Consider the following 16,632-nt stretch of genomic DNA (forward strand, 5'->3'; position numbering starts at 1 on the left):
ATGGACATGCTAAATGCCTATAGCGAAACTATCGCTATTTCGATCATCATCATTGCTTCTTACTTTTTTAATCAATTCTCGAAGAAAACCAATATACCAAGTGTATTGCTCCTAATTGGCTTGGGTGTTGGCCTTCAGGAGCTTTTAAACTTCTACGACATCAACCTGGAAAGGGGTATTATGGAGGCACTGGAGCTATTGGGCGTGGTTGGCCTTATCATGATTGTGCTCGAAGCTGCCCTCGATTTGAAGCTTACGAAAGAAAAAAAGCCCCTTCTGATAAAATCTTTTTTAGTGGCATTGTTGTCGCTCATTGCTACGTCCATTGGTATTGCCTACCTCCTCAAGTATTTTTTCTTCAACGATTTCTACACGGCACTGATATACGCTGTACCCCTTTCAATCCTCAGCAGTGCTATCATCATTCCCAGCGTTGGCAACCTGTCGAGCTCCAAAAAGGAGTTTATGATTTATGAAAGCACCTTTTCAGATATCCTGGGGATCATGTTTTTTTACTTTTTGCTCGGTAGTGCCGAAACCACCACCACATCCGGAGTGGTGTGGGAGGTGTCGAGCAGCATCCTGATTACTATCGCCCTTTCTATCATTATCAGTTACTCACTGGTGCTTCTGCTACAAAAGCTAACGACCAAAGTGAAACTGTTCTTTCTCATAGCTGTTTTGGTGCTCTTGTATTCAACCGGCAAAATGTTTCACCTCTCCTCCCTTCTCATCATTATGGTATTCGGCCTTGTGTTGAGCAATCACACCATTTTCTTTAGGGGCAAGCTGAAAAAGCTGATCGATGAAACAGCCCTGAAACATATACTGGAAGACTTCCATGTGGTGACAATGGAGTCGGCCTTTGTGGTGAGAACTTTCTTCTTTGTCATTTTCGGAATGACACTGGATTTCTCAGGCCTTACCGACGTGTTGGCACTCGTCACTTCCCTTACCATTTTAGTGCTGACTTATGTGGTGAGGTACATTTTACTGAAGTCGATTGTTGTCAAAAATATCAGCCCTCAAATTTGGATTGCCCCCAGAGGTTTAATCACCGTTCTTTTATTTTTTTCCATTCCTGACGAATGGAAAAATGACGCCTTCAGTGATGCCATTCTTTTGATAGTTATCATTGCCACAAGTGTTTTTATGACACTCGGGCTTGTTTTCAAGAAGCAGGACTTTGAGGACAAAAATGAGCTTGAATTCACTGATTGGGACAAGCTTGACAAAGAAATAGAAGCTCTCTCGAAAACAAAGTGAGCCTTTCGTTGCTTTTTATAGCTGAGCAGCAGGAAGTTCCTGATAAACAGCTGGTTTTAATGTCCTTTCAGTAAATTATTTTGTTGGTAACCAACACATATAATGTTCACCTTTTGTACTAACATTGCGCAAAAAAACGACCCACCCTAATGGCTATTCCTACACTACCAAAGCCAAGCCATCAACTGATGGTTGGCCTGCTACTGATGCTCGTGTTTTCTTGCCTCTCAATACAAAAGGCCGCTGCTCAGTACAACCCCACCATTCGCAGTGCCAGGCCGGGTCAGTCGGTTGGGCCGTTTACCACCGGGAAAAATGTTTTTCAGGTGCAAACCGGAGGTACCTACAACGGTTACTCGTTAGACAATACTGACCTCACCGGTACTAACTACACCTATCTGGCGTCGTTGCGGTATGGAATTCTTGAAAAGCTCGAGATCAGGTCTGCTTTTGCTCTGCGCCACGACAAAACGAGTTCCTCAGATATGACCGCAGGTGGTTTGGGCTTGTGGAACGCTGGCGTCCGCTACAACCTGCTTGATGGTCATGGGGACAAGCCCTCGCTCGGTATTCAGGCTGACGCCCGATTTACTGCCGTGGATGAGGAATATAAAGCGGCCAATCTTGCTCCCAGAATCATGCTTATTCACGGCCAGAGGCTCACCGACAAACTGGGGCTTACCACCAACTGGGCCGTGGCATGGACGGGCAACAACACTGATCCGGCATTTAACTACACAGTGAATCTTTCTTTTCCTCTTACTGAAAAGGTAGGGAGCTTTATTGAAAACTATGGCACCATATTCGATGGTGATTTCGACAATAGGTGGGATACTGGTCTCTCCTATCTTGTCAACAACGATTTCCTTCTCGATATGTCAGTCGGTTATGGGAAAAATGACGGCGTCAGCGATTGGTTTGTTGATGCAGGGGTGTCATGGCGGGTTAAGTTCGGGGGAAAACAATAATCAGCATCAAGAGCTTGCTGCATGTCTGACCCTCGGCTGACTATTATCATCGCCATTCGTCTGAATTAGAGTAACTTTGCACCTGAAATATCAATGATATGAAACTCAAAGTTTTATCACTCCTCATAGGTATAGGTAGCTGCTTTGCCGGCCAGGCACAGCAGGCTGACAGCGTGGTTATAAAGTCCGATTCACTCGAACAAGCCAGGAAAGCGCAACATATCAGCGACTCCATTGCCAACCAACTGGAGGAATACTCCAACCTTGTCAGACGAAGCGAACAAAAGCGTATCGACGATTCGGTAAAAAAGGCCGAGCTTCTTCAACAAATCACCCTGCTAAAGGAAAATGACAAGCTGAAACAAGCCGATCTGCTCCGTCAGGTCAAGAACATCGAAATACAGGATTCTACAAGAAAGGCCGAGCAACTCAAAAGAATCAATCAGCTGAAGGAAACGGCGGTAGGTTATCCTGTTACCCCGTTCGGTGATACTTTGTTTATGGTTTTCACAAAGCTGGGCCCGGTGATGCCTAAAGAAAGAGCAGCCAATATCACAAAAAAGATTGAAGTGCTTTATCAGGACGACAGCTTCAAACCCGATTCTCTCCAGGTCATTCTTAACGAGTCGACGGCCGACATCACGTTTGGGGAAATGATTCTGATGAGTGTGACCGACACAGATGCACTCTGGGTGGGGCAGGACAAGAAAGCACTGGCCACAGCACACGCTGCTGCGATATCAAAAAGCATTGAAGCTGAAAGGGATGCCAATAGCTGGAAAAATATACTAATGAGGGCAGCGCTTACCATGCTCATCATTGCAGGCACATACGGCTTAATTTATCTACTCAATCGACTTTTCCGCAAACTCAATCTTTTGATCATCGTCAAGAAGGATTCAATTTTCCATGGCATCAAGTTCAGAGACTACGAAATTCTTCCTCCCAAACGTGAGCTGGATTTAACCCTGCGAATCAGCACGATTCTGAAGTGGGCAGTATTCGGGTTGCTGATGTATATCTCGCTTCCATTGCTTTTCAGCGTATTTCCCTTCACAAGAGGGTGGGCCGCCACTCTTTTCGGTTGGGTTTGGCAGCCCACAAAAGGGATCCTGGTTTCTTTTTTCAGTTACCTGCCTAATGTATTTTCTATAGCAATTATCTATCTGGCAACGCACTACGCTATCAAGTTTATAAAATTTGTGGCGCAAGAGATTGCCGCTGAAAGGCTCAAGTTCACGGGCTTCTATGCCGACTGGGCAATGCCTACATTTAATATCGTCAAAGTGTTGCTTTATGCCTTTATGTTTGTGGTTATTTTCCCCTATCTGCCAGGATCCGACTCTAAGATCTTTCAGGGCGTTTCTGTCTTCCTTGGTATTCTTTTTTCGCTGGGCTCTTCCACTGCGATTGCCAATGCAGTAGCGGGTCTTGTTATCACATACATGCGTCCCTTCAAGGTAGGTGACAGGGTCAAGATTGACGACATTGTTGGAGACGTAGTCGAAAAGTCGCTGCTGGTTACCCGGATTCGCACGCCTAAAAACGAAGATATCACCGTGCCCAATGCCTCAATACTCGGCGGTAAAACAGTCAACTATTCAACGTCGAGCAAAGAGCTTGGCCTTGTGCTGCACACCACCGTCACTATTGGCTATGATGTTCCCTGGAGGCAGGTGCATGAGCTGCTGATTGCTGCAGCAGTGGCCACTGAAGGCATCAACGACAAGCCCACGCCGTTCATTTTGCAGACAAGCCTTGATGATTACTATGTATCGTACCAGCTCAATGCCTATACCTCCGAGCCCAACAAAATGCCAAGGACTTACTCCGATCTGCACCAAAATATTCAGGATAAGTTCAATGAAAGTGGGGTAGAAATATTGTCGCCGCACTACCGTGCCCTGCGGGACGGTAACATGGTCACAATTCCAGCCAACTATCTGCCAAAGGACTATCAGGCACCGGTGTTCAATGTGAGTAGTCATCAGAGCGGCTCGCCGACAAAGAAAGACTAACATCGGCTTCTTATTGAAAGCCCTTCTAAAAGTAGCCATAGAAAAACAGCTCGATAAGGCTGTCAGTCAATTTATGTAGGTCGGCCAAAGCACCCGTTCAAACAAATGAATAGCCCTTGTTGATCTGATATTACTATCTTTCGGATTCGGCCTGCGCCAACCAGTGCCGGTTGATTAGGTTCAACTAACCACCTAAGCCTACTTATGTTTACCCTGTTCTACCACTGCTTTATCAAGCCAGTTTCCCTATTGCCCTCCTGGTTGCTCTATGGCATTTCGGATTTTCTTTCGTTTATCCTGTTCTATGGCGGATTCTACAGAAAATCAATCGTTATCAAACAAATAACCGCATCGTTCCCGGAAAAGTCGCCAGACGAGGTGCTGGAAATTACCCGTAAGTTCTATTCACATTTTTGCGACCTGATGGTAGAGTCTTTGATGATTTTCAGCATTTCCAGAGAAGAAGCCATTCGAAGGTGCAGGATTACCGGTGAGCAGGTATTCACAGACCTTTTTGCAGAAAACAAGAACATCATCATTGCCGGCGGGCACTACAACAACTGGGAAATGCTAGCTGTGGCCATCGACGAGCAAATTCCACATCAGGCTATGGCCCTGTACACACCTCTTGCTAATAAGGGATTTGATCGGCTCATGAGAAACTCCAGAGGCAAATACGGCCTACAGCTATATCCGAAGAAACGATTTTGGGAGATTTTTGAAGCCAGGGACGGGCCGCTCTTTGCTGCCGTGTTTGGTGCCGACCAGTTCCCCACAAAGAGTAAGAATGTTTTTTGGACCACTTTCCTCAACCAGGAAACCTGCGTGGCTTTCGGAACCGAAAAATATGCAGTAGAACAAGACTGTGCCGTCGTCTTTGGCCGGATCATCAAAGTTAAAAGAGGCTGCTACCAAATGGACTTTGAATTGATTACGAAGGACGCTACCAAAGAACCCTTTGGCGCCATCACAAAAAAACACGTAGCATTGCTGGAAGCCGATATAAAAAGACATCCTGAGTATTGGTTATGGACGCACAGGCGGTGGAAGAGGAGCCGACCCGTCGATCAGCCGATCCACTAAGCAGTCGGTTGATTTTGACTGGTGGAGTGCAAAAGTTCAAAGGTCTTTTTACATTCGACTTGGTCAAACAATTAAAGCAGCCACATTGCTTATGAAAAAACTACTCTATCTCTCATTCATTATTCTTTACTTTGGTGACGCCATAGCACAAGAAAAGGAAAGTGAAAAACCAACCGGGCCGATCCCAGAAGGTGAAGTGGCCACCACCAAACAAACGGTAAAAATTAACGGTGCCACCATAGAACTGACTGCCAAAGCTGGCACTGTTCAGCTTCGGGACGAGAACAATGAGCCTATTGCCCTTTTTGGCTTTACGAGCTACGTAAAGGAAGGTGCTCCGTCCACCAGGCCCATCGTTTTCTCCTACAATGGCGGACCAGGTTCTTCCTCATTTTGGCTTCACATGGGCGTAATGGGTCCGAAAAGGATTGTAGTGAACGATCCAAACTTCAACTCAGCGGCTCCTTACCAGCTTGTTAATAACGATTACTCGATCCTCGATGTCGCCGACCTGGTAATGATTGATCCCGTGGGTACCGGGCTGAGCGTGCCGATCGGTAAAGCTAAATTCGAAGACTTCTGGGGCGTAGACCAGGATATTCGTAGCATCAGTCTCTTCATCACGCAGTATCTGATTGACAACAGCCGCATGAACTCGCCCAAGTTTTTGCTGGGAGAGAGCTATGGCACTTTCAGAAACGCCGGAGTGATGAACAGCCTGCTCGATCAGGGCATTGCCATGAATGGGGTCATCATGGTGTCGGCTGTTTTCGACCTGAGGACGCTGCTCTTTCCTCCTAACGACGACCTGCCCTACATAGTGCATTTCCCAACCTATGCAGCCACGGCCTGGTACCACAACAAGGTGGCCAACAAACCAGCCAACGTAGAAGCTTACATGACAACAGTGCGAAAATTCACCGAAGAGGAGTATGCTCCAGCCCTTTTTAAAGGCGATCAGCTTTCAGGGGAGGAGAAATCCGCTATGGCAGCAAAGCTAAGTGCACTTTCTGGTGTTTCATCCGACTATTGGCTCAAAGCCGACCTCAGGGTGCAGGCCGATGAGTTTTTTCAGGAGCTGCTAAGAGACGAAGGGAATACCGTAGGTCGGCTCGACTCCAGGTACAAAGGCATCAGCCAGGATGGCATCGGCCAGTTTGCTGACTACGATCCGCAAAGTGCTGCGATCTCACCGGCCTATATCCAGGGCTTTCTTCACTACTTCCACAACGACCTGAAGGTGAATAAAAAATTGACCTACACAGTTACAGCGGGAAGAAGAGACGGCTTCAAGTGGGACTGGAAGCATAAAGGCAACTTTGCCTGGGGAGCAACCGCCGCTATTAATACGGGCATTGACATGGCCGAAGCCATGAGCAAGGCGCCCAATATGAAAGTATTGATCCTCAACGGTTACTACGATATTGCTACCGTATTTTATGGTGTAGAGCACAGCATCAACCACCTTGGGCTGACCAAAGAAGTGAAGGACAATATTATTATGAAGTATTACGAGGCTGGCCATATGATGTACACTCACCAACCTTCATTGGAGAAGTTCAAGAAAGACGTCGGGACGTTCATTGTGGAAAATGCCAGATAGGAGCCAATCACCGAAAGCCCCACCCATTAAGGTGGCGCATTTGTTTCGCTCGCTCGACGAAGCGCTGATGAAGCTGCTGGCCTCATTGAATGACGATGACTGGCAAAAGCCAACGCCTGCGAAGCACTGGAACGTGAAGGATGTCGCTGCCCATTTGCTGGACGGTAATCTTAGAACTTTGTCTATCCAACGTGATGGCTACTTTGGCGAAGCACCTCCTCCGATAAAAACTTATGAAGACCTTGTCGGCTGGCTCAATCTGCTCAACGCTGATTGGGTAAAAGCCAGCAAAAGACTGAGCCCGAATGTTCTTCGAATACTTCACCAGGCAACGGGCCCGCTGACCTCTGCCTATTATGAGTCACTGCCTTTGTGGGACGAAGCGATTTTCGCTGTGGATTGGGCAGGTGAGTCGAAAAGCTACAACTGGATGCACCTGGCCCGGGAATACACTGAGAAGTGGCACCACCAGCAGCAGATAAGGGAAGCTGTTGAGAGGCCCGGCATCATGACCAGGGCATTTTTCTTTCCCATGATAGCCACCTACTTCATGGCCTTGCCACATACTTTCAGAAATATAGCAGCGCCTGAAGGGACGCTGGTCACTGCTACTGTAAGCGGCCAGGTGGGTGGAGCGTGGTATTTGGAAAGGCAAAATTCGAACTGGGTGCTGGTTGACAAGCCCGGCCGGGTGCCAGATACTGCTGTGGAAATAGCCCCCGAACTAGCCTGGAAGCTATTTTCGAAAAACATCAGGCCAGGCGACGTCAAAGACCGGCTTAAAGTAGAGGGTGATAAACTTCTGGCAGCTCAGGTACTCCAAATGGTGTCAGTAATGGCATGAAGCAAATGAGCAAAACACCACCCAAAGCCAGCGCTATCCTCCCCATCATTGTATTGGCCCAATTTGCCTGCACGTCGTTGTGGTTTGCAGGCAATGCTGTATCAAGAGACTTCGTTGTTTTGTATCAGCTGGGCGACGGCACGCTGGGCCATTTAACAAGCGCTGTTCAGTTTGGCTTCATTAGCGGCACACTGGTGTTTGCGCTCCTCGGTGTCTCGGATCGCTTCTCCCCTTCCAGGGTTTTTATGGTATGTGCGCTGCTAGGCGCAACAGCCAACCTGTTGGTGCTTTTACCCGATCAGGGGCTGACCTCTTTGTTAGTCATCAGGTTCGCTACGGGCTTTTTTCTGGCAGGCATTTACCCCGTAGGGATGAAAATTGCTTCAGATTACCATGAAAAAGGGCTCGGCAAGGCACTTGGCTTTCTTGTCGGGGCGCTGGTGCTTGGCACGGCCTTCCCTCATTTAATAAAGAGCATCGGGCAGGGGCTTAGCTGGCAAGTCGTTTTTATCTGCACTTCAACCATTTCGGCTCTGGGAGGCATTTTCTTGTTTCTCACTGTACCTGACGGGCCATTCCGCAAACCAAGCGTTAAAATTGACTTGCTTGTTTCGCTGGAAGTCTTCAAAAAGAAAGATTTTCGACGGGCTGCGTTTGGGTATTTTGGTCATATGTGGGAGCTTTATGCTTTCTGGGCTTTTGTTCCTGTTGTACTTGCGCTCTACCAGGATAGTCACCCATTAACCACATTAAACGTATCCTTTCTCTCCTTTATCGTCATTGGAGCAGGTGCCTTTTCTTGTATTGCAGGCGGCTATATTTCAGCAGCACGAGGCAGTAAATTTGTTGCCCAAATGGCGCTGACTATTTCCGGCTTGTGTTGCCTTTTGTCTCCTTTTGGCTACCAGCTGCCCTTTGCTCTTTTTATTGTGTTTCTACTCATTTGGGGAACGTCTGTTGTGGCCGATTCGCCGCAGTTCTCTACGCTGGTTGCTCAGTCGGCACCGAAGGAGAATACAGGTACGGCGCTCACAATTGTTAACTGCATAGGCTTTTCCATAACAATTTTCAGTATTGAAGTGGTGCAGTGGCTCATGCACTATGGCTCACCCAACTTAGCCCTCCTGGCCCTTGCCCCGGGCCCTGTTTTAGGCGTATTGGCTACTGTCAGGAAGAATAAATAGATTCAATAAAATAAGGCACTGCCTTTTCTAATTGGCTTTATCCGCCTAAATTATCGATTATAACCGTGGGCCAACCTACAGGCCATTGAGCATTATTATGAAAGATCGATTTTCCGACAAAGCCAGCGGCTATGCCGCCTTCCGGCCCAAGTACCCTGAGACGCTTTTCAATCACCTCTACACTCATACAAAGGCTTTCGATGCGGCCTGGGATGCCGGCACGGGCAATGGGCAGGTGGCAGCAGTGCTGGCAGGTAAATTCAACAGGGTGTATGCCACTGATATTAGTATAAAACAACTGATGAAGGTGCCGAATATGGCGAACCTAAGCAGTTTTGTCGCAGACGAAGCAGCTCCTCAAATTTCGAACACCTCCATCGATTTGATCACTGTAGCGCAGGCCATTCACTGGTTTCAGATAGATAAATTCTGTGATGAGGTAACCAGAGTAGCCAAACCTGGGGCTTTGCTAGCCACCTGGGGCTACGGCCTGATGCAACTCCCCCCAGCCTATCAGCCAGCGGTTGATTACTTCTACAGCAAGGTAGTTGGCCCCTATTGGGATGCCGAAAGAAAGCACATCGACAATAGCTATGCCGACATCTCTATTCCTCTTAAGGAGCTGAAGCCGGCCGAACACTTTGAGATGACCTACAAATGGAATACAGAAAACCTGGAGGGGTACCTCAACACCTGGTCGTCGGTAGGCAACTACGTCAAAGAAAAGAACGAGAACCCGGTCACTCCCTTTATCAAAGAACTGAAAACCAATGGCCTGCCAGAGAGCTTTCCTGTATCCTTCCCGCTTTTTGTTCGCCTTTTCAGGCTTTAAAGTGGGTTGATGGTATAAATGAACTTCAGCTGTATGATGTGGTCGGTAAAATAAAACTGTTCAGCCTTCAACGTTCTACCCCATTGCAGCATGTAGTAGGCATCTACCCTTATGGCCGGAGAAAGACTATTGCTTACTCCGAAATAGACCCGCTCTGTATTGAAGAACTGGTCGCTCAAGTGACCGGAGTTGGTGGTCAAAAAAGGCTCGTATTGAAGTGCCAGCTGAGCACTTTTTCCGCTGGCGTCTTTTTCCTTCAAAGGGTAGTTTAACCCTAACCGGTAACGAAGTCGCAGGTTTTGGTAGTTGTCGGCACCTTCCTGATAAAACGTCCTTTCTTCCACTCTGAAATAGTGCTGCAAGTCCAGTTTCCAAAACAAATGATGTGTGTACTGCACACCAGCCCAGTACCGAATTTCGTTTCTCAACTCCAGGTCATGGTCCTTTAGCCTGAACCACCCAACACCTCCGAGCACCGTTACCTTTTTAGAGATAGTATGGCTGATGCCCGGCCTTAAAACAGTTTGTTTCCAGTCGATGTCGTTGAGCCTTGTTCGATAGTATATATCACTAGACAGCCTGGTTTTGGCGGAAAGGTTGTAATTGATAGTAGGGTCTATCCAAAGCTGAAAGTTGGAATTGCTTTGAGAAGACTGAGCACTAACAAACCGTAGGTTTGCTAACAATAGGGTGAAAAAAAGGTAGAATCGCATCAAACGATAAATTTGATGCAAGTAGGTAAATAGCGATGATTATTTAATCAGGTTTTTGAAAAAATAGCCGCTAACCGACCTAAATGGCATAAGCCAGTTTAAGGAACGCAATATCGTAAGAGTGATGATACCGTTCTTTTCTGCTGCCCTTAAAGCCCTGGCTTATATAGTTCAAATCTACCCTCCACTTACTGTTGAGTCTTGCTCCCAGGCCATAGTAATACCTATGGGTATAGGCATAAAGGTCATCGAACGGAGTGTTAAGGAGAACAAGCGGCTCAAACCCGAGGGAAAATGACAACACTCCGCTGCCACCGGCCCATTTGGCTACGGGCATTCCACCGCCTATCTTATACCTCACACGAGTTACATAAGGAGCATTCAACCCCTGAAAGATAATTCGCTGCTCTAACCTAACGTAATGAGTAAACTCCCAGGGGCCAATCTTCGGCCAACGGGCCTGCACACCCTCCCACACTCTAAATTCCTTGTGGTTGTCAGCCGTACTAAAATCAACAAAATAGTACCCAGATCCCATCACCAGTGATACTTTGGGACGAATATTATAGCTTACTACCTCCCTCAGCACATAGCCCTGCCAACCATTTTTTACCAGCTGGTACCTGGCGAAAGCGTCCGTGCTTAGCTTCCATTTTGGCGTCGGATTGTATATGAGTGAGAATTGAGACCACAACTGGCCGGTCTGTGCATGCCCGATCTGACAAGCAACCAGCAAAATAAAAAGTACAAATCCCTTGAGCTTCAATTGGAATGGTTGGTTAGGAACACAATTGATTGAATCCGGGCGTCTCCGAAAGATAGATAACAGCTAAAAGAATGAACTTTAGTTTTATACCTGTAGCATATTTCGAGAGTAAACGGTAAAATAGCCCTTCACACCACTTATTTTCAATCAACCAGTCAATTGGTTGCCAAAAATGAAACATATACCTTTATCACCTCCCAATCAACGATGAAGGAAATACCACCAGGCTTTCGTTTCCGTCCTTACCAACGGAAGCCACCCCAAACAAGTAATTGTCGATCACAAAGCCTTCCAGCGTAAATTCATTCACTTTACCAACAAACCTACTATGCTCCCATTGCGGCACCGTAGTGTCTCGCCAATAAATTCTGTAGCCAGCCAGGTTCGGATCGTCCACTACAGACCACGCAAGCCTGGTAGCTGGTTGAACAGCCCCGCCAATTTTCACTTCAGCGGGTGCTTTCGGTGCCCAGGCCAAACTGGCCAGATTAATGGCATTGACAGCGGTAAGCTTGGCAGCATAATCGAAGTTGACCCCTTCAACCACATCACCATAAGAAATGCCGTCTTCAACCCTGATGTCCTGATGCTGGCGTGGGTAGTATTCGTGGGCTTCCATGATCCGGATGCCGGCATAACCCACGTCATTGAAAGGCCGGTGGTGCCCGCCCCTGCCGAAACGATCCAGCCGATACACCATCATTGGGTTCATTTCGGGCATGTAAGTGGAAACAGTCTTGTCTACATAACGAGCTAGCTGGCGGCTAATTCCATCCACCTCTCCTCCATAAAAGCGCCGACGTCCTCTTTCCTGATCGGTTTCCGTCACCGGAGTGGGCTCGGAAAAGATCCGGAAAGTGCGGTTATCAATCACTCCATCTACCCCTTCAATGTTGCCAATCATGTCGTTGTTCATCACGCCAATGATATCCCAACCTTGTTCCTTGGCCATTTCAGCCATGTAAGTGCCACCCACAAGGCCTTGCTCCTCCCCTGAGAGCCCCACGTAAATGATGCTGTTCGGAAACTTATACTTGCTCAGCACCCTGGCCGCCTCAATAGCCCCTGCCATGCCTGAAGCATTGTCGTTCGCTCCCGGGGCATCTACTTTCCCATCCATCACATCCGTTGCTCTGGAGTCGATATCAGCCGACATGATGATGTAGCTGTTGGGGTTCACTGTCCCTTTTTGGATAGCAATCACGTTGGTGACTACCGTTGGCTCCTTGATCCTGGCAAACTTATCTGCCGGCACCTTGTTGTGCTGATAAGTTACTGTAAGGCAGCCACCGCAGTCCTTAGCTATTTTATCGAACTCAGCTTTGATCCACCTTCTGGCAGCTCCAATGCCCCTCGTAGCTGAAACGGTATCAGAAAGAGTGCTTCTGGTACCAAAGCCAGCCAAAGTCCTGACGTCTTTTTCTATTCTTGAGGAAGAAACCGCCTTTGCGATGTCGTATATGCGCAGGTCTTGTGCTGGCGGCAGTTGAGCAGGTTGCGCTTCGACAGGCCGCTTGCTAAACACAACAACAAAGGCAAAAAGGAGGCAGTAAAGTCTAAATTTCATATTGTTCCGATTGATCAGGCGAGGAAGGTAAGCAAAACTTTCTTGTTGTTTGGACAAAAATCTACGAAGAGAACCATATCGGCTACCAGCGGCTGCCTTGACTTCACGCAGGTACGTCAAAGGAAGTGACGGAACATAAATTGCCTATATGCAGCTTTCATTTTCGGATCAATCTATATTTCTGGGGATTGAATGTTTCGTTTGTGGTTAAATAAAAAAGCAAAAGGTCCAAGCCTATCCGACTGGAGAAGCCCGGCCGGGCGAGACGCATTGAACCAGTTTTGCTTTTTTATGACCGCTCGGGAATTAGATTTGAAAGGTAATCCTCCAGATTTCCCGCTTGATCCTCATTTTCTATGGCTGACCCACAATAAAAAGTACGTTCAATCCGCAGTTAACGGAGCGCCTTTATTAACTAAGCCTAATAAGATTCAGGCAAATCAATCTATTTTCCTATTTTTCAGGCCTTGTACAAAAACACCTGCTTAACACCTATTGCATGAAGACCAATCGCTACCTGCTTGTAAGTTCTGTTGTGGCCGCCCTAGGTGGTCTTTTGTTTGGATTTGATACCGTTGTTATCTCTGGTGCCGACCAGCAACTTCAGGCGCTCTGGGGCACCTCTGATCTTTTTCACGGCTCTGTGGTCATGTCGATGGCGCTGTGGGGCACTGTCATCGGCGCTCTGTTTGGTGGCTACCCAACCGACAGGTTTGGAAGAAAGAAAACCTTGTTTTGGATCGGTGTTCTTTACTTTGTGTCAGCCATGGGGTCTGCCTTCGCCTGGGATCCCTGGTCTTTTGCCATTTTCAGGTTCGTCGGTGGGCTGGGGATTGGCATCTCCACCGTAGCAGCTCCGGCTTACATCTCCGAAATAGCCCCTGCGGATCAACGAGGCAAACTGGTGGCATTGTACCAATTCAATATAGTTTTTGGCATCCTGCTGGCTTTTGTTTCTAACTATTTGCTGAAAGACATCGGCGAAAATGCCTGGCGCTGGATGGTAGGGATGGAAGCCCTCCCCGCCTTCATCTACCTGGCATCCACTTTTTCTCTTCCCGAAAGCCCAAGATGGTTATATGTGCACAAAGGTGACAGGGAAGCGGCCGTGGCCATCCTGAAAAAAATTGGGACAGACGAAAAGGAGCTCGTAATGGCCACAAAGGACGAAGCGGCACAACACGCAAGCGAGTCTATTTTTCAGGGCAAGTACAGGTTTCCTCTGATGCTCGCTTTCTTCATCGCCTTCTTCAACCAAATGTCGGGCATCAATGCCTTCCTTTACTATGCCCCAAGGATATTCGAAGCTGCAGGACTGGGTGCCAGCTCGGCACTTTTAAGCAGTATTGGGATCGGGATTACCAATATGGTCTTTACATTGCTCGGCCTGTACCTCATCGACAAAGTTGGACGGAAAGTGCTCATGTATATTTGCTCTTTTGGTTACATCATTTCGTTGAGTCTGGTCGGTATTGCGTTCTACCAGCAGTGGCAGGGCATGGCGGTGCCCATTTTCCTGTTCCTTTTCATCGCTGCCCACGCCATAGGCCAGGGCACAGTTATCTGGGTTTTTATCTCCGAGGTGTTCCCTACCCATTTAAGGGCTTTTGGACAATCGTTTGGTTCCTCCACCCACTGGGTGCTGGCTGCGTTGGTGACCCTGTTCATGCCGGCCTTACTTAGCGGCTTCAGCAGCCCGGGCATGGTCTTTTTCATCTTTGCAGGTATGATGGTACTTCAGCTTGTATTTGTGATCTTCATGATGCCAGAAACGAAAGGGCGATCGCTGGAAGAAATTCAGCAGGACTTTGGGATAACGAAATAGTCATTTGACATGATGGCCTCCAATGTCCAAATTGCGTAATGGATTTCCTGTTCATTGTGGGCATTGCTCAGGCGTTTTTTTTTGCTCTGCTTTTGGGTAAGAAAAAAGACAAGTCTGTCGCTGACAAGATTCTCCTGGTTTGGCTAATTTTTATCGGACTTCACCTCCTGGGCTTCTATTGGGACTACTCTGGCTTTTCCAGCCAACATCCTCATCTCCTTGGCTTTAGCTGGTTTATGCCCATAGCAGAAGGGCCATTTTTGTGGATTTACGCTGCGGCCCTGCTTTCTGGTGCCAAGCGATTCAATCCCTGGTGGTTGATCCATTTTGTGCCATTTGTACTTCTGAATGTCTCTATCTACGACTTTTACCTGAGTCTTCCTGAGCAGAAAGCTCAATTTGCCGCCACCTTGTGGGAAAACCCACCATGGCAGGCAGTGCTTGGTAATTTTCTCACACTGTATTCAGGGCCCGTCTACGTCCTTTTTCTCCTTGTTCGACTGAAACGGTTCAGAAGTGGTCTCAGGGACTTCTTCTCGTCCACTGAAAGGATCAACCTACAATGGCTGCAACGGCTTACCTGGGGCCTTGGTGGTATCTGGGCCGTGGTGCTGGGCACATACGCCTACTGCCGAATTGCTGACACTCGTTTACCCGACAATAACAACTATTACATTTTTATTGCCGTTAGCCTATTTGTGCTTTTTTTAGGCTACCATGGTTTGAAGTATGAGAACATTCTTGTGAAATATGCTTCACCAGATGTGGCCAGCGACGAGGCTGCCACGGTAGAGCGATATAAAAAATCCGGGCTGAAACCCACCGATGAAAAAGCCCTGCTGAATCAAATAAAATCGCTACTGGTGGAGCAAGAGCTCTACCTGGAACAAAACCTGACGCTGGATGATCTGGCTAAAAAGCTCGACAAACCCCGCCATTATATCTCACAGGCAATAGGAAGTGAGGAAGGCCTGACTTTCTACTCGCTTGTCAACCAGCTGCGGGTGGAAGCGGCAAAAGAAAAGCTTGTTTCCGACGAATTTGCGCATTTTAGCTTGCTGGGGATTGGCCTTGATAGCGGTTTCAATTCCAAGGCATCCTTCAATCGGGTGTTTAAAGAGTATGCCGGCATCAGCCCGAGCGAACACCGGGAGCGCCACCAAAAGATTCATCAACAATAGGGCTCATCCCGCCGGATGAGGCGATACCGTTTTTGAAAAGCACTTATTTGGCACAAAAAACTCATGAATAAAAAGATCAAAATTATCTTATGGGGCTTGCTTGTGTTTCTTTCCATTAGCGTTGCAGGCTATGCTTTTTCGTACTTGAGCTTCACTCCTGACAGAGGTTTCCCTGCTCAAAAACCCGAAGAAATAAGAACGAGCTTTTTCTGGCTCCTGGCGTTTTACATGCATATCAGCTTTGGAGGCATGGCGCTCCTTACCGGTGTCTTTCAGTTTTCTGAGCAGCTGAGAAAAAGACTGACACTCCATCGTACTTTGGGTAAAATCTACCTGATAAGCATTCTCCTTGGCGGACTGGCTGGATTTACCCTTTCGCTGTTTGCTGAGGGCGGGATCATCGCTAAGGTGGGGTTCAATCTTTTGGCTGTCACCTGGTTGCTTACCTCGTGGTTGGCTTACAGCAGCATACGAAATCGAGACATAGAAGCGCACAGAAAATGGATGCTCAGGAGCTATGCTGCCTGCTGTGCCGCTATTTCACTCAGACTTATTTTGCCTTTCGAACTGGCGGCGCTGCACATGGATTTTACAACAGCCTACCAGATTGTGGCCTGGGCTTGCTGGGTACCTAATATGATTGTGATAGAAATGTATATCAGGAGCCAAAAGCAAGTGCAGTTGGCTTGAGAACAGAATATTCCAGCTAAATCAGATACTTTAAGAAAAATATCATAGCTAACCATGGTCATCAAAATTTAGACATCGGGATCCTTTGAACA

The 16,632-nt window shown here is 47.5% G+C and carries 14 protein-coding genes; 11 read left to right on the top strand and 3 right to left on the bottom strand.

What is annotated here, in order from left to right:
* The 8 genes from AAC052_RS24940 (at nt 1) to AAC052_RS24975 (ending at nt 9,798) form a co-directional block, all read left to right on the top strand.
* Nucleotides 1-1,266: a cation:proton antiporter gene (locus AAC052_RS24940; protein ID WP_317488078.1), complete on the top strand. Its 1,266-nt coding sequence runs from the start codon at nt 1-3 to the stop codon at nt 1,264-1,266.
* 149 nt (nt 1,267-1,415) lie between these two features.
* Complete coding sequence (locus AAC052_RS24945; RefSeq protein ID WP_339815922.1) at nt 1,416-2,234, top strand: transporter; 819 nt, start codon at nt 1,416-1,418, stop codon at nt 2,232-2,234.
* A gap of 98 nt (nt 2,235-2,332) precedes the next feature.
* A complete protein-coding gene (locus tag AAC052_RS24950; protein ID WP_339815923.1) occupies nt 2,333-4,252 on the top strand; it encodes a mechanosensitive ion channel domain-containing protein in 1,920 nt (639 codons plus the stop codon).
* 204 nt (nt 4,253-4,456) lie between these two features.
* The gene (locus tag AAC052_RS24955; RefSeq protein ID WP_339815924.1) at nt 4,457-5,335 is read left to right on the top strand and encodes a lysophospholipid acyltransferase family protein; all 879 of its coding nucleotides are present in this window, start codon (nt 4,457-4,459) and stop codon (nt 5,333-5,335) included.
* A 91-nt stretch (nt 5,336-5,426) separates the two neighbouring features.
* The gene (locus tag AAC052_RS24960; RefSeq protein ID WP_339815925.1) at nt 5,427-6,938 is read left to right on the top strand and encodes a carboxypeptidase; all 1,512 of its coding nucleotides are present in this window, start codon (nt 5,427-5,429) and stop codon (nt 6,936-6,938) included.
* Nucleotides 6,928-7,782 carry a maleylpyruvate isomerase N-terminal domain-containing protein gene (locus AAC052_RS24965; protein ID WP_339815926.1) on the top strand — a complete coding sequence of 285 codons (855 nt, stop codon included), beginning with the start codon at nt 6,928-6,930 and terminating at the stop codon, nt 7,780-7,782. The genes AAC052_RS24960 and AAC052_RS24965 overlap by 11 nt, the downstream gene beginning before the upstream one ends.
* Complete coding sequence (locus AAC052_RS24970; protein WP_339815927.1) at nt 7,779-8,966, top strand: MFS transporter; 1,188 nt, start codon at nt 7,779-7,781, stop codon at nt 8,964-8,966. The genes AAC052_RS24965 and AAC052_RS24970 overlap by 4 nt, the downstream gene beginning before the upstream one ends.
* A gap of 97 nt (nt 8,967-9,063) precedes the next feature.
* Entirely contained in the window at nt 9,064-9,798 is a 735-nt protein-coding gene (locus AAC052_RS24975; protein ID WP_339815930.1) for a class I SAM-dependent methyltransferase, read from the top strand.
* Here AAC052_RS24975 and AAC052_RS24980 read toward each other — a convergent pair.
* From AAC052_RS24980 to AAC052_RS24990, 3 genes are all read right to left on the bottom strand, one after another.
* Entirely contained in the window at nt 9,795-10,511 is a 717-nt protein-coding gene (locus AAC052_RS24980; protein ID WP_339815931.1) for a DUF2490 domain-containing protein, read from the bottom strand. The genes AAC052_RS24975 and AAC052_RS24980 overlap by 4 nt on opposite strands.
* 79 nt (nt 10,512-10,590) lie before the next feature.
* Complete coding sequence (locus AAC052_RS24985; protein WP_317488087.1) at nt 10,591-11,277, bottom strand: DUF2490 domain-containing protein; 687 nt, start codon at nt 11,275-11,277, stop codon at nt 10,591-10,593.
* A gap of 190 nt (nt 11,278-11,467) precedes the next feature.
* Complete coding sequence (locus tag AAC052_RS24990; RefSeq protein WP_339815934.1) at nt 11,468-12,844, bottom strand: M20/M25/M40 family metallo-hydrolase; 1,377 nt, start codon at nt 12,842-12,844, stop codon at nt 11,468-11,470.
* Nucleotides 12,845-13,325: 481 nt separating this feature from the next.
* On the opposite strand from AAC052_RS24990, the gene AAC052_RS24995 reads away from it, so the two are divergent.
* From AAC052_RS24995 to AAC052_RS25005, 3 genes are all read left to right on the top strand, one after another.
* The gene (locus AAC052_RS24995) at nt 13,326-14,669 is read left to right on the top strand and encodes a sugar porter family MFS transporter (protein WP_317492370.1); all 1,344 of its coding nucleotides are present in this window, start codon (nt 13,326-13,328) and stop codon (nt 14,667-14,669) included.
* A gap of 38 nt (nt 14,670-14,707) precedes the next feature.
* On the top strand, nt 14,708-15,850 hold the full coding sequence (locus AAC052_RS25000; protein WP_339815935.1) for an AraC family transcriptional regulator: 1,143 nt from the start codon (nt 14,708-14,710) through the stop codon (nt 15,848-15,850).
* A 63-nt stretch (nt 15,851-15,913) separates the two neighbouring features.
* Nucleotides 15,914-16,540 (top strand): DUF2306 domain-containing protein, encoded by a 627-nt coding sequence (locus AAC052_RS25005; RefSeq protein WP_339815936.1) that lies wholly within the window; start codon nt 15,914-15,916, stop codon nt 16,538-16,540.
* Nucleotides 16,541-16,632: the final 92 nt, after the last annotated feature.

The organism is uncultured Imperialibacter sp. (assembly GCF_963974565.1).
Lineage (GTDB): Bacteria > Bacteroidota > Bacteroidia > Cytophagales > Cyclobacteriaceae > Imperialibacter > Imperialibacter roseus.